The organism is Rhodococcus sp. GB-02 (assembly GCF_053470465.1).
Genome location: NZ_JBPUKE010000001.1, coordinates 591746 through 606936, shown reverse-complemented (window position 1 = coordinate 606936; position 15191 = coordinate 591746). Strand labels below are relative to the sequence as shown.

General features: G+C 62.2%; 10 protein-coding genes. 4 read left to right on the top strand and 6 right to left on the bottom strand.

The genetic code is table 11. The annotated features are described in order from the left end of the window. Positions 1 to 37 precede the first annotated feature (37 nt). Positions 38 to 3325 (top strand): arabinosyltransferase domain-containing protein, encoded by a 3288-nt coding sequence (locus tag ACSW29_RS02865; RefSeq protein ID WP_448276393.1) that lies wholly within the window; start codon positions 38 to 40, stop codon positions 3323 to 3325. A 73-nt stretch (positions 3326 to 3398) separates the two neighbouring features. Continuing rightward, positions 3399 to 6701, top strand: a complete 3303-nt coding sequence (locus ACSW29_RS02860) for an arabinosyltransferase domain-containing protein (RefSeq protein ID WP_448276391.1) — start codon at positions 3399 to 3401, stop codon at positions 6699 to 6701. On the opposite strand, the gene ACSW29_RS02855 is transcribed toward ACSW29_RS02860, so the two are convergent. Continuing rightward, a complete protein-coding gene (locus tag ACSW29_RS02855; protein WP_448276389.1) occupies positions 6698 to 7648 on the bottom strand; it encodes a DMT family transporter in 951 nt (316 codons plus the stop codon). The genes ACSW29_RS02860 and ACSW29_RS02855 overlap by 4 nt on opposite strands. A 73-nt stretch (positions 7649 to 7721) precedes the next feature. Here ACSW29_RS02855 and ACSW29_RS02850 point away from each other — a divergent pair, with 73 nt between their 5' ends. After that, a complete protein-coding gene (locus ACSW29_RS02850; protein WP_448276388.1) occupies positions 7722 to 8621 on the top strand; it encodes a LysR family transcriptional regulator in 900 nt (299 codons plus the stop codon). Positions 8622 to 8771: 150 nt separating this feature from the next. After that, positions 8772 to 9548, top strand: a complete 777-nt coding sequence (locus tag ACSW29_RS02845; protein ID WP_448276386.1) for an SDR family NAD(P)-dependent oxidoreductase — start codon at positions 8772 to 8774, stop codon at positions 9546 to 9548. A gap of 51 nt (positions 9549 to 9599) precedes the next feature. Here ACSW29_RS02845 and ACSW29_RS02840 read toward each other — a convergent pair whose 3' ends face one another. The 5 genes from ACSW29_RS02840 to ACSW29_RS02820 all read right to left on the bottom strand — a co-directional run bounded on the left by ACSW29_RS02840 (position 9600) and on the right by ACSW29_RS02820 (position 15182). Beyond that, positions 9600 to 10583 (bottom strand): response regulator transcription factor, encoded by a 984-nt coding sequence (locus tag ACSW29_RS02840; protein ID WP_448276385.1) that lies wholly within the window; start codon positions 10581 to 10583, stop codon positions 9600 to 9602. Positions 10584 to 10924: 341 nt separating this feature from the next. Further along, positions 10925 to 12445, bottom strand: a complete 1521-nt coding sequence (locus ACSW29_RS02835; RefSeq protein WP_347875748.1) for a sodium:solute symporter family protein — start codon at positions 12443 to 12445, stop codon at positions 10925 to 10927. A 1-nt stretch (position 12446) separates the two neighbouring features. Further along, positions 12447 to 12746, bottom strand: coding sequence for a hypothetical protein (locus ACSW29_RS02830; protein ID WP_347875747.1), 300 nt, complete (start codon positions 12744 to 12746; stop codon positions 12447 to 12449). Beyond that, entirely contained in the window at positions 12743 to 14110 is a 1368-nt protein-coding gene (locus tag ACSW29_RS02825; RefSeq protein ID WP_448276382.1) for an ArgE/DapE family deacylase, read from the bottom strand. Before ACSW29_RS02825 ends, ACSW29_RS02830 begins: the two co-directional genes overlap by 4 nt. 301 nt (positions 14111 to 14411) lie before the next feature. Further along, entirely contained in the window at positions 14412 to 15182 is a 771-nt protein-coding gene (locus ACSW29_RS02820) for a GntR family transcriptional regulator (RefSeq protein ID WP_347875745.1), read from the bottom strand. Between the last annotated feature and the right edge of the window lie 9 nt (positions 15183 to 15191).

Genomic DNA, 15191 nt, shown 5'->3' with positions numbered 1-15191 from the left:
GGATGTGCGGGCCCGCACTCGCCTAACATCGTTCCTTGTGCCGTCTGAAGTAGTAGTGCCCCCGAAACCCGTTCCCACTGGCCCCGACGCTCCCCGAGAATCGGATTCCCAGAGAGTCCGGACGGCACGACTCATCGCGATAGTCACCGGCCTTCTGGGCTTGCTACTTGCACTCGCGACGCCCTTCCTGCCCGTCAAGCAGGAAGCCGCGAGCATCGACTGGCCGCAGGGTGGGACCGTCAACAGCGTCTCGTCGCCGCTGATCTCCTACTCGCCCACATCGCTGGACATCAGCATCCCCTGTTCGACCCTGGACCAATTGGGCGAGCGCGGCGGCACACTGCTCTCGACCATGCCGAACGGTGCGCCGGACCGAAACGCCCGCGGCCTCACCGTCCGCACCACTGCCGACCGAATCGAAGCACTCACCCGCGATTCGGTGCTGATCTCGGCTCCGCTCGATCAACTGAGCGGGTGCACGGCGATCACCATCACGACCAACTCCGAGCAGACCGTCGCGGCGGTCACCGGAGTCGACGGCGTCGGCACCACCCTGACCGGTGACTACCGCCCACAGGTTGTCGGCATCTTCACCGACCTGCAGGGCGCAGCGCCCGCCGGACTGTCCGCCCACATGGACGTCGACTCGCGGTTCTCGTCCAGCCCCGCACTTCTCAAACTGTTCGCGATGATCGTCGCGGCACTCTCGACCATCGTCTCGCTGTACGCACTGCACCGGATCGACGGCGTCGACGGCCGTCGTGCCCGGCGGTTCCTTCCGGCACGGTGGTGGAAGTTCACCGGCATCGACGCCCTGGTGATCGGCACGCTGGCGCTCTGGCATGTGTTCGGCGCCAACACTTCCGACGACGGTTATCTGCTCGGCATGGCCCGAGTCTCGGAGCACTCCGGGTACATGGCCAATTACTTCCGCTGGTTCGGAGTCCCCGAAGCACCGTTCGGTTGGTACTACGACGTGCTGGCGCTGTTCGCGAAGGTCAGCACCGCGAGCATGTGGATGCGCCTGCCCGCGTTGATCGCCGGAATCCTGTGCTGGATGGTCATCAGCCGTGAGGTGATACCGCGACTCGGTGTTGCGGTGCGCCGCAACAAGGTTGCCATCTGGACGGGCGGGCTCGTGTTCCTTGCCTTCTGGTTGCCGTACAACAACGGCTTGCGTCCCGAGCCCATCATCGCCCTCGGCGCTCTGCTCACCTGGTGTTCCATCGAACGCGCCATCGCCACCGGACGTCTGTTGCCCGCCGCGATGGCCGTGCTGATCGCCGCATTCTCGTTGGCCGCCGGGCCTTCGGGTCTGATCGCGATCGGCGCGTTGATCGCCGGCGCCCGGCCGATCCTGCAGATCCTGATCGCCCGTGGCAAACGCGTCGGCTTCCTGTCTCAGGTCATGCCGATCCTCGCGGCCGGAACCGTGGTGCTTGTAGCGGTCTTCGCAGATCAAACCCTCGCGACAGTTCTCGAATCGACCAGGGTGCGAACGGCCGTGGGGCCGAACGTTCCGTGGTTCGAGGAACGGTTGCGTTGGGATGCACTGATGACCATCTCCCCCGACGGCTCACTCGCACGCCGCTTCGGCATGTTCGTCATGATCGTCGGACTCGTCTTCTGCGTCATGATGATCCTGCGCAAGGGCCGGATCCCCGGTACCGCGATCGGGCCCTCGCGCCGAATCCTTGGCATCGTGTTCGCGTCGCTGCTCCTGATGCAGTTCACCCCCACCAAGTGGACTCACCACTTCGGTGTGTACGCCGGTCTGGCCGCCACGGTTGCCGTGCTCGCCGCCGTCGGCGTGAGTGCGTCGAGCATGCGTTCGAAACGAAACCGCGCGCTGTTCGCCGCGGGCATCCTGTTCATCCTCGCTGTGGCGTTCACCAGCTCCAACGGCTGGTGGTACGTCTCGAGTTACGGCGTGCCGTGGTGGGACAAGCCGCCGTCAATCGCCGGCAAGGGATTCTCGACGGCCTTCCTCGGTCTGACGATCCTCGCGCTGCTGTTGGCCGCGTGGTACCACGTCATGGAGCCGCGCGAGCGAAACGGTGCGGAGGACAGCGTCAAGAAGACCAGGCGACTTCGCCTTCTCGCCCCGTCGCCGTTGACCATCGCGGCCGGAGCCGTCGTGCTGTTCGAGGTGCTGTCCCTACTCAAGGGAGCGGTCGCGCAGTACCCCGCGTATTCGATCGGCAAGTCCAACATCGAATCGGTCTTCGGCGGAAGCTGCGGTCTCGCCGGCGAGGTACTCGTCGAGTCCGATCCGAACGCCGGCGTTCTGCAATTGACGGATCGGCCCACCGATCTCGCCGGCGCGGGTGCGTTCGGTGCGAGCGAATCAACCGGTTTCTCGCCGGACGGAGTCGCGGGCGACCTCACCGCAGACGCAGAAGATTCGACGGCGGGCAGTGCAAACAGCCTCGACACCACGACCTCTCAGTCCGGCACCACCACGCCGGGAACCGGATCCGGAACGGCTGGCGGCTCGCAGTCGACCTCAGGCGTCAACGGCAGCAATGTCGCGCTCCCGTTCGGGCTCGACCCCGCAAAAACGCCGGTGCTCGGCAGTTACGGAGCACCCCAGAACGCGTCGCTGACCACCGGTTGGTACTCACTTCCCGAGCGCAACGACGCCGCACCGCTCCTCACGGTCGCCGCGGCCGGACGAATCCGCTACGTCAACTCCGACGGCATCGTCACCCCCGGTGCGGTCCTGCAGGTCGAGTACGGCAAGAAGCAGGCCGACGGAAGCGTCGACGCACTGGGACGTGTCGATCCGATCGACATCGGCCCGTCGCCGTCGTGGCGCAACCTGCGCGTTCCGATGGATCAACTGCCCGCCGACGCCGACACCGTGCGTCTGGTGGCCAGTGACACCGACATCAGTGCCGACCAGTGGCTGGCGGTGACACCGCCGCGAGTGCCGACCATGCGCACGCTGCAGGACGTCGTCGGATCCACCGATCCGGTGCTGATGGACTGGGCCGTCGGTCTCGCCTTCCCGTGCCAACGCCCGGTCGATCATCTGTACGGCGTCGCCGAGATCCCCGAGTGGCGCATTCTGCCTGACCGCATCGGCGCGGAGTCCACCAACGCCTGGCAGGACCACTACGGCGGCGGACCGCTCGGTTGGACCAGCGAACTGCTCTCGGCCAGGGCATTGCCCACCTACCTGGACAACGACTGGGATCGAGACTGGGGTTCGCTCGAGCAGTACACACCGCTCGATCCGGACGCGATTCCCGCGCAAATGAACGTCACCACCGAGACCCGTTCGGGCACCTGGACACCGGGCCCGATTCGTTACCAGTCGTAACTGTTACGCGTGGACCTACCAACCACCCGGGCACGGTAGGTCCACGCTCAGCCCTGACATACCATCGGTAGCCGTGCCCGACGCCGTGACAGCTTCACCTCAGACTTCGAGTTCGCCGCCTCCTGCTGGTCAGGATGCCCGCGAGCGTTTCCATCGCACTCGATGGGTTGCGATCATCGCCGGCTTGCTCGGCTTCGTGCTCGCACTGGCAACTCCGCTGCTTCCCGTCGTGCAGACGACGGCGACGGTCAACTGGCCGCAGAACGGCATGATCGGCGACGTCGAGGCACCTCTGATGGCGCAGGTTCCCATCGACGTCAACGCGTCGATCCCTTGCACCGCGGTCAGCTCACTGCCCGAGGGCGGCGGCATCTTGCTGTCGACGGCGCCTGCACAGGGCGACGGCGCGGCACTGTCATCGATGTTCGTCCGGGTGTCCGCGACCAGCGTCGACGTGCTCGATCGCAACGTCGTCGTCGCTTCGGCGGCGCGCGAGGACGTCGAGTCGAGTCGCTGCGGCGCCATCGCTTTCAGCTCTGACGTCAACCGGACCACGGCAGAGTTCGTCGGACTGACCTATCCCGACGGCAACCCGATTCGTGGTCAACTCGACGGTGACTTCCGCCCTCAGGTGGTCGGTGTCTTCAGCGACCTGCCCGACGGCGCTGCCCCCGAGGGCCTCGGCTTCTCGATGACGATCGACTCACGTTTCTCGTCGAGCCCCAGCGTATTGAAGCTGGTCGCGATGATCGTGGCCGTCCTCTCGACCATCGTCGCTCTGGTCGCCTTGGCCCGCCTCGACGGCACCGACGGCCGCAAGCACCGACGCTTCCTTCCCGAACGCTGGTGGAAGTTCTCCGGTATCGACGGAGTTGTGGTCGGAACGCTGGTCGTCTGGCACTTCATCGGCGCGAACACCGCCGACGACGGGTATCTCCTCACCATGGCCCGAGTCTCGCCGGACGCGGGATACATGGCCAACTACTTCCGTTGGTTCGGCGTTCCCGAGGCCCCGTTCGGTTGGTACTACGAAGTGCTGGCAGTGATGGCGAAGATCTCGACCGCGAGTCCGTTCATGCGTCTGCCCGCTCTGCTCGCCGGAATCCTGTGCTGGATGGTCATCAGCCGCGAGGTCGTCCCGCGTCTCGGCCGGGCGGTTCGCCGGAGCAACGTCGCCCTCTGGACCGGCGGGCTGGTGTTCCTGTCCTTCTGGCTGGCGTACAACAACGGTCTTCGCCCCGAGCCCATCGTGGCTCTCGGCGCACTGCTCACCTGGTGCTCCATCGAGCGCGCCATCGCCACCGGACGCCTTTTCCCTGCGGCGACCGCGATCTTGATCGGCGCCTTCACTCTTGCCGCCGCGCCCACCGGATTGATGTGTATCGCTGCCCTTCTCGCCGGTGTCCGCCCGCTGGTGCGCATTGTCGTCAAGCGTCACCGGCTGGTCGGCACACTGCCGCTTCTCGCTCCGATCGCCGCCGCCGGAACCATCGTGCTGGTGGTCATCTTCGCCGATCAGACCTTCGCCGGCGTCATGGAAGCCACCCGCGTCCGAACGATCATCGGCCCCAATCTCGATTGGTACCAGGACTTCCTGCGCTACTACTACCTCTTCGTCCAGACGGTCGACGGCTCGGTTGCCCGACGCTTCGCGTTCTTGACGATGATCCTGTGCCTCTTCACGACGCTCTTCGTGTTGCTACGCCGCGGCCGCGTCCCCGGCGCCGCAACCGGTCCGTCGTGGCGCCTTGTCGGCGTCGTCTTCGGCACGATGTTCCTGATGATGTTCAACCCAACCAAGTGGACTCACCACTTCGGTGCGTACGCGGGCATCGCCGGTTCTCTCGCCGCGCTGACCGCCGTCGCTGTGTCCGCGTCGGCCCTGCGCTCGCGGCGTAACCGATCGGTGTTCGTGGCCGGACTGCTCCTGATGCTGGCGTTGACGTTCGCCGGCATCAACGGCTACTGGTACGTCTCGAGTTACGGCGTACCCTGGTTCGACAAGACCATCTCCTACAACGGCCGTGAATCCAACACCCTGTTCCTCGCACTCTTTGCTCTCGCCTTGGCTTTTGCCGCGTGGCAGTACCTGCGTGAGGGATTTGCAGCCCCGCCCGAGAAGCCGAACACGGCCAAGGGCAGACGAATTCGCAAGTTCGCAGCTGCTCCACTCACCGTGATTGCCGGCCTGATGGTCCTCTTCGAGGTGCTCTCCCTACTCAAGGGCGCAGTGTCGCAGTACCCGGCGTACTCGCTGGGTCGAAGCAACATCGAGGCACTCGCGGGCAAGACCTGCGGCATGGCCGAGGACGTACTGGTGGAGACCGACGTCAATTCCGGGAATCTGCCGCCACTGACCGCACCCGGGTTCAACGCCGAGGATCCGCTGTCCGGAGTTGATTCGAAGGGCTTCTCCCCCAATGGGGTTCCCAGTGATCTGACTGCGGATTACATCGAGGTCAAGCAGGGCATGGGTAACACCGACAACCAGAGTGTCGGCCCCAGCTTCGCCACCGGCTCCGGTGCCGGAACCAGCGGTGGCACCGGCAACGTCGGCGTCAACGGCAGCACGGCCAAGCTCCCCTTCGGTCTCGATCCTTCGAAGACACCGGTCATGGGCAGCTACCAGCCCGGCGTGCAGGAACCCGCTTCCCTCATCTCGAGTTGGTACGGATTGCCCACTCGCAGTGAGGAATCACCGTTGGTGGTCATGTCCGTCGCCGGGCGCGTGTGGTCCGTCGACAACACGGGTGCCATCACGTACGGCCAGTCGCTGCTGGTCGAGTACGGCAAGACTCAGCCCGACGGAACCGTACAGGTTCAGGGTTCGTACATGCCGCGAGACATCGGACCCGCACCGTCGTGGCGCAACGTCCGCATCCCCATCGACGAACTCGCGCCAGACGCCGACGCCGTTCGGGTGGTCGCGTTCGATCCCAACCTCACGGGCGATCAGTGGATGGCATTCACGCCGCCGCGCGTGCCCAAGCTCGAGACCTTGAACTCGTACATCGGCAACGAACAGCCGGTTCTCCTGGACTGGGCTGTCGGCCTTCAGTTCCCGTGCCAACGTCCGTTCACACATCAGAACGGTGTGGCCGAGATGCCGAACTTCCGTATCCTCCCGGACCGTCCCCTGGCCGTCAGCTCCACCGACACCTGGCAGTCCGCGGACAACGGTGGCCCGCTCGGATTCACCGAGGTCATCGCCGGTGCGACGACGGTTCCGACGTACCTGAAGAACGACTGGGCACGAGACTGGGGCTCACTCGAGCGCTACGACCGGTACTTCCCGAATGCTGTTCCGGCAGAAGTGGAGACGGGGACCGCAACCCGCTCGGGCATGTGGATGCCCGGCGAGATGCGGGTGCACTAGCCTGCACTGCCAACCCGGGGAACTACTCGGGTGCGACGTACGGAGACGGCCGAGACCGCTCCGACAACGACGACGCACCCGAGTAGCTGCCCGATACCGGGCCGTTCGCCGAGCAGCACAACCGCAAGCAGTACGGCGAGTACCGGTTGCATGAGCAGGAGCGTCGCGCCCACCTCCGCGGGAAGCCGAGGGAGCGAGTGCCCCATCAGCATCCAGCCGAACACCTGGCCGATCAGCGCCAGTGCCGCGAGCCAGCCGAACGCTTCCCAACCCGGGACGAAATCGATCCGGCCCCAGAGTGATCCGATGACGGACCCGGCGATGCCCGCGGACGTCGTCGAGATCAACACCTGGCTCGCTGCCCGATCCGCCTCGCCCGTACGGCCGACCACGAAGATGTAGCCGCCGTAAGCGATTCCGGAGACGAGCGAGAGCGCCGTTCCCCACAGCAGCTCGTCGCCGGTTCCCCCACCCCCGAACACGCCGCCCGCCAAGGCAATTCCCGTGAACATGAACGGTAGGGCGAACACGAAGCGCATCGGAACCCGATTGCCGAACACCAACCAGGACAGCGCGGGCACCACAACCACCTGCACGTTCACGACGACGCTCGCCATACCCGCGCCGATCATGAGAATCGACTGCGACCACAACGCAAAATCCAGCCCGAGCAGCAGACCGCCGAGCACCTGCAGAACGACCGCCCGCCTGCTCGGCTTGCCCACCCGGCGGTACTCCCGCCACGCCAACCACGCGAGGGGCGGCAACGCCAGGAAGCAACGGAAGAACACGGCCGTCGAGGGCCCGACATCAGCCAATTTGATCAGGATCGAACTGATCGAGATCGCGGCCGCGCCTCCGACGACCAGCAATCGAGGGTCGATGCGCCCCTGAGAAGTTCGGGTACGGGTCGGTGTGTGCGTGGTCGCGGAGGTCAGAGTGGTCACCCGACAATGTTCCTGCCGCTAACTATTCAGCACAAGCAAATGTTCAGACCGTGTACTCAGTAGTATTACTACTGTGTTGAACCTCGAGAGACTCCGCGCCCTGCACGCTGTCGCCGAGAACGGATCAGTGGCGGCAGCCGCCCGCACCTTGCATGTCACACCCTCCGGAATTTCGCAGCAGTTGAACAAACTCGAGCGCGAGGTCGGTGTTCCACTCCTCGAACCGCAGGGACGCGGTGTACGACTCACCGAAGCCGGCCGGATCCTCGCGCGCCGAACCGCTGAGGTTCTCTCGACGCTCGCTCAGGCCGAGGCGGAAATCGCGTCGCTGCAGAGCGAGGTGACGGGCCGCGTGCGTATCGGCGCCCTGGTCTCCCCCAGCAGGACGGTGCTGCCGCGAGCCATCGCCGAGATCAAGCACGCGCACCCCCAGCTCGAAATCACCTTCAACGAAGGCGAATCCGAAGAACTGCTCCCCGCACTGATCCGCCGCGACCTCGACGTCGTGGTGGTCGACAGCTGGAGCACTCTGCCCGTCGAGCTTCCCGACGGACTCTCCTTCACTCCCGTGTACGACGACGTGGCCCTGCTCGCTCTCCCCGCGTCACATCCGCTGGCGGAGAACAAGGTTGTCGCGCTCAGCGAACTGTCCGACCATGCCTGGGCGACGTGGACACGGGGAACGGATTTTCACACCTTCACCGTCAGGACCCTACGCGCGCAGGGGTTCGACCCACGAATCGAATACGAGGTCGCCGAGTTTCCCACCCAGGTCGAATTCGTCGCCCAGGGCCTTGCCGTCGCATTGATCCCACGCCTGGCGAGAGTTGTACCACCGGAAGGTGTTCGGATGCTCGACACGGTCCCGCCGCTGGGCCGAGACATTTACCTCGCCTGGCGGACCGACAGCGAAAAGCCCGCCGTCCTGGCGGCGATAGAAGCGCTACGCCGCCAGTTCGATCTTCTGGGATGAACCTCAGCGATCACTTCGCCAACCCGTTCCGTCGAATGACGGACACCGCCGGCCAACAGCATGATGTTTGAGGGCCAACCGACCGATACCCTTTGTCATACATGCCTTTTAGGCTCGGAGTTATCCACCCCTTCGAGTACCAGGAGCATCATGATCGATCTGACCGGCAAAGTTGCACTCGTAACGGGGGGCTCTTCGGGTATCGGCAGGGCTATCGCTGAAACACTGTCGGCAGCGGGTGCACGAATCGTGGTCGCCGATCTTTCCGAACAACCGCGAGAGGGTGGACCCACGACTACGGAGTTGCTCGAATCGCGTGGAGGAGTGTCCGAGCACGTCCACCTCGACGTCTCGGACAGCACAGAAGTGACAAAGGTCTTCGCCGAGACCTCTCAGCGAAACAACGGAATAGACATACTCGTGAATAACGCCGGCATTCTCGTCGCCGGGACTGTCCTCGAAACCGACGACGACCTGTGGCGTCGACAGATGTCGATCAATGTTGACGGCACGTTCTATTGCACCAGGGAGATGATCCGACAGCTTCGCGCAATCAATCGAGGTGGAAAGATCGTGAACATCAGTTCCATCAGCGGGTTTCGAGGAAACCCCGGCTTCGCGGCCTACTGCGCCTCGAAGGGTGCGATCGTCAACTTCACACGACAGGTAGCGCTCGACTACGCACCTTTCGGCATCAACGTCAACGCTGTAGCCCCCGGATTCGTGACGACTGCGATGACGGATTCCTACGACCAACCAACACGCGAGATATTGACCGGCCAAACCCCGAGGGGGCAGTGGGCCACTCCGAAAGATATTGCGAACGCTACTTTGTTCCTGGCATCCGATCTCTCCGATCATGTTGTCGGAGAAAATATCCTCGTCGATGGGGGTTGGACCATCGGCACTCCGACGGGCGTACAGTAGCAAAATCGTCGGGCGGTCTCGGTGTCGAGCGACGCCGAGACCGGTTCGTTGTCACCGCAGCGGCAGGACAATGCCCTCAGCTGTCGCGATTCCCGCCGCCGCCACTCGTGAGTGGCAGTCGAGTTTGTCGAGTATGCGTTCGACATGTGTTGCAACAGTACGATGACTCGCATGTAATTCTCTGCCGATTTCGGCGTTACTGAGCCCGCGGGCGAGATACGTGAGTACCTCGAGTTCCCGAGCCGTCAGATTCCGGGGCGCCTTTTCGTGACGAAGCGTCACCAGCGATCCAGCAGCTACGGGCGTAACGGACATACGCATCGTATGTCCGTCGGGCGAAACCCAATAGAGACTTCGAGGGCCGCCGAGGGCAACTGCAATACGCATTTGTTGGTACAGCGCACCATCCTCGTGGAGATGGTCTCCACGGGCCGTGCCCTGAACATCGGACACCGATCCTTCGTCGGTCAAGAATGCAGTTTCTTCCGAACCATCGACCAACAGTTCCCAACTGCCCCCGTCGTTTGCCCGCAAACCGTCGGTCAGCGTCGCGATGAGGGGCTGAACAGCGATCAAACAGTCGACGGCCGCGTCACTCAATGGAACAGGAAATGTTGTGCTCAGATGAAGTGAGCCTGTATATCGACCGTCCCGTGTGAACAGACAAGTCGTGACTCCTTCGTTGAAACCGGAAGGTTGAAAGACCTCTCGCGCACTGAAGTTGTCTGCGTAATTCGGAATATCGCACCAGCGCAGCGGCCTCGAACGTCGAAATCGCATAGCGAGAAAGGCGGGGTCGTCGACGGTGAACCCCTGATTGAGATACGAACTCACTTCTCCCGGGTATTCCGATGCTGCAACGGTGAAGTGACGCTGCTTTCCCATGTCGTAACTCGCGATCGATGCGGCCTCGAAGGGTATCTCCTCGTTCAGCCGATCCATGACCGCGGATGCTCTCTGGCCGACAGGTGCATTTTCTATGCATATCGACGCGATGTCCGCCACAGTGGCGAGCGTGTGATGAGTGAGCGCCATGTCGTCATCCTCACTTCGATCGATGCGCGCCACATGGCGACAATCGACCAGTCGGTTTCTCGTGCACGATCCCTATCGAAAATTGAAGCGCATCAAGACTTTTCCACGGGATTCATCCGAAAATTCATCGGCTGATAGCACGGTAGGATACCGCGGAACCATGCTTTTCGGGTGACAATAACCGCTTTGCCGAGACAGTGGGCTGCTTCGCAGGGGCGGTCATCAACAGATCACTCGCACTCGGCCGGAGCCGCTGCCCGAGGATTCCGCGAAACGGACTCCGAACAGCGACTCCGACCGAATAGTGAGAACTAGGCGATGCCTGTGCGAACGGCATGCAGTCAGGACGCTCGCAGTGCCCCGTCCTGTCGCACACGGACCGGGCTCCGACCGGCCTCGAAAAGGGTATCGACGCGACGACGATCTGCGTCGGTCCGACCAGTGATCGCCGAGACCGACAGGAAGACAACGAGGTTCACTGCCATTCCGACTATACCTGCGGTGAGCCCGCCAAGGCCCGCAATGTCGTCAGGGTAGATCCAGGTCAAAATCACCGCGACGCTGAACCCGGAGAGCATGCCGGCAACTGCACCGTGCTTGTTACCACCGCGCCAGAAGAGTCCCAGAAACAGAGGAATCGACAATTGCACGATCCCCTGGTAAGAGATCTGAGCAAGGAGCTGCAAACGAGCCATGTCGAACGTGAGATACGCGACGACGCCGGCGACCGCCATGAATACGACCATGCTGGACTTTGCAACTGCCGTCAGCTGTCGATCTGAGAGCGGACGCTTTTCCGAATTGATGATGTCGTTTGCAATCTGAAGACCGCACACCTGGACGCTGCCGTCGATATGCCCCATCGATGCTGCGAAAACAATCGTGACCGCCAGTCCCAGCATCCATGTTCCACCGTATTGGTACATCAGGGTGAACCAACCATTCTGCGGCACCTCGTGCACTTCTACAATGGTCGACGCAGCGAGTCCCACAAGCATCAACAAGCTGTAGAAGACCCCCGAGATCAAGACGGTGCGGATTGTGCCCGCCTTGACTGCTCGCACTCCGGATGCCGTGTAGATACGCTGGAAACTTGTTGGCCAACAAAGTGATCCGACAACGCCAGTGAAGATCAGTGCAAACAGGTAGAAGGGCCCGTATGCGTCGCCGTCGCCTGGTACCCGCAACATCTCCACCGGCAGTTCCGCCAACGCCCCGAAGCTGATGGGTGATCCACCAAATCCGACGAGCATGAGCAGACACACCAATCCGGCAACTACGTAAGCGACTATCCCTTGGAACAGGTCGGTCATGATAAGCCCCCGCATGCCCATCTTGACTGTCCAGATCTGGCGAACGACGATGAGCGCCAAGCCGACCAACAGGCAGGTTGTGACGGACCATTTGCCTTCGCTTGCAACTTCGAGAAGTTGTCCCAGCGCTTGCATTCCGAGCACCACCCACGGGAACAACGACACCACGCCGATCACACTGGCAATCTTCTTGACCAATGTCGAATCGAACCGCAGTCCGAGAAGGTCTGGTTGTGAACGTAATTCGTATCGAGCTCCCCATCGCCAGGCCTTCGTGGCCATGAAATACATCATCGCGACGCCGAGCCCCGAGTAGGCCAGTCCGTAAAATCCGAATACTCCGGCACCAGCCGCCAAACCGAAGAAGGCGATGAAAACCGCACCCGGCCACCAAGAGTTGACGTAGGACATCGCGACGAACCATGGACCATAGCTGCGACCACCCACCGAATACTCGGTGAAGGACGGCGCTTCGCTGCGCTTGGTGGCGTAAAGGATATAGACGACGACAGCATAGAAGACTGTCAACATTCCGAGCATGATCAACATGTCATTCTCCAGTCGGCGAACTCTGTGACCCAACGGAGGGGCCGGATACCACAGCGAAGTCCTCGTCCAGCTCGCCCCTGATGCCTTCGACCAGATAGAGCGCCCACAGACTCAGCCCGACCAACAACCCGTCGAAGAGCCAGTAGAAGATACTGAACGGCAGCCCCAAGATTCGTGTCGAGACGCCACTTGCTGCGAGATACAACGGAGGAAACAGCGCAAGCAGAAGGCTTATGCCGTAAAGGAAACCGAATGTCACATGAATTGTTCGCGGCTCGAGTTGCCGAATGAACTCTTTCATTCTGCCTGCTCCTCGAGTCCGCACCAGTCGATCGCGAGGGCGGCGAAAGTTCTGGCAGCAGTCTGAATTTCGTCAATCAGACAGTACTCGTCATCTGCATGAGACACCCGCAAGTCGCCGGGGCCGTAGCTGATCGCGGGAACGCCTGCCATTGTGAGAAAAGAAGTATCCTCAACCGCACAGAACCCGGCAACGGTTGGCGCACCGCCAAACCGTGTCCCACCCGCGGCAGCGATGTGTGCCTGGGAGATCGCTTGGGTGATCTCAGCTGCCGACTCTCCCGGGTCGTTCGCCGGCCAACTGAGTTTCCATTCGACGGTCGGCGGATTGTCCCGCAGCCAGCCGTCGGTCCGCGCTATCGACTCGATTTGCGCCTCGATCTCCTGCTTGACTGTTTCAGGGTCGTCCTGAGGTGGGTACCAAACGCAGTACTCGATGGTCATGTATTCCGAAAGGATGAACGGCACAAGCACTCCGTGTGGACCACCCGTCACCACACCGGGATGAATCGAGAAATGCCCGGGAGCGAAGAGCGGGTGTGTCTTCGTGAATGCCCATTCTTCCTCGAGGCGTTGGAGTGCCTGAAAGACGAGAAACCCCTTGTCGATTGCGTTGACGCCGACCTTTGACCCGCCACCGCCGGCTCTGATCGTCTGACCACGCATCGACGAGTGAGTAGCTTTACCTGCCACTGTCACCGAGAACCAGAGCAGACCTGGGGTCACCGGGATTACGCCGAGTTGAGTCGGACCGCTCGGTTCGGCCACGACAGCAGCATCAGCCCGATACCCGCGTTCCAGGGTCGACGAGATCCCGCACTCGTGGTCCATGACCTCTTCCCCGACAACCGCCTGAATGATCAGATCGCCACGAAGTGCGATGCCGGCACGTTGCAGTGCCTTGACCGCAAAAGCCTGTGCGACCAGCCCTGCTTTCATATCGCTTGCGCCGCGCCCCCACACTCGGTCACCGTCGACTCGGCCAGAGAACGGGTCTCCAGATTCCCACCGCGCAACATTTCCCGGAGGTACGACGTCCACGTGCCCGTTGTAGATCAACGAACGCCCGCCACCGGAGCCGGAAACAGTCCCCACAGCGTTGGTCCGCTTGGCCTCGACTTCCCATCTCTCCACATCGGCGCCACTGTCCTGATAGATCTCGGACAGCACGTTGCTGACTTTGCCCTCCAGACCTACGACTTGGTCGTAGCTCTGGCCGGGATATTTCGGATTCACGCTGGGAATAGCGATGATCTCCGACAACACTGTGACCATGTCCTCAGCCAACGCATCGACAGCGTCGAACGCGCGACGTTTCGCTGCCATTTCGGATGAGGGTTCGGACAACTCCGTGGGATTGCTCACCATGTGCTCCTGGAATGTAAGTGAATCGACTTGAACCAGAAAGAGTCCCGTGCATTCGTAGACGGAATACTTACTGCGGCAGCAGATTCGCCGCGAGTAGACAAAGACTAGATGTGAACAAGGTCACGCAACATCAGCAACTCGACCCCAGATGTGCACCTAACGGGACACGTTCATCCGTCAAACAACGGATCCCTGGATTGTCCGACACGCAGCCCCCACGTGGATCCACCAGGGCTTCGGTACCGACCGGCAGCCGGATCACGCAATCCGACGCTATCTCGTTCTATTACAACAGAACTCAGGATTCGGAGTCGGTTCGAACTTCCAGGACGGTGGTTGTTGCCTCTGTTCGTCCAGCCGATCCCCGGGCAGTGACCGAGATTCGAGTTCGATCAGCGCGAAACAGGTCACGTGAGTATTCGAACGGAATGCCCGACTGGTCTCGGGTGGTGCGCGTGATCAACAACAGAGCAGCATCAACGCGGGTGCCGAGTACCGACGCCTCAGTCGTGGTGGCGTTGACAGCTTCGATTTGCTCCTCGGCCGCACCGGGAACCAAACCGTATGCCTGCTCCATCAATTCGTAGAGCGAGCCGCCGAGAGGACGCTCCAATAGGCCCGGAAACCTACCAGCCGGGAGTTGTACGTGTTCCAACGAGATGGGAGACCCGTCGGCGAGCCGAATGCGCCGAATATCGATCACGAACTCGTCCTCGCCCAAATCCAGCGCATCTCGCGCGCTTCGGTCGGGAACGGTCATTTGAGTGGACAGGATTCTACTGCCGGCCACGTATCCTTGGCTCGCCAGATACGCGGGTAACCCGATGACACCGGAGAGATCTCGCTCGACCGTTGCATGACTGATGAACGTCCCGCCGGAACGCCCGATCGCTCGACGAACGACCCCGGCTTCCTCCAATGCAGCAAGAACCTGCCGAAGACTCGAGCGGCTGACTCCGTAGTGTTCTGCCAGTTCCCGCTCGCTCCCGAGCCGCGACCCGGGAGGCAATGCTCCGGAATTGATCTCGGCCACGATACGCCGCCGAACCTCCTCAGTTTGCGCACCCATGGGGCAGCC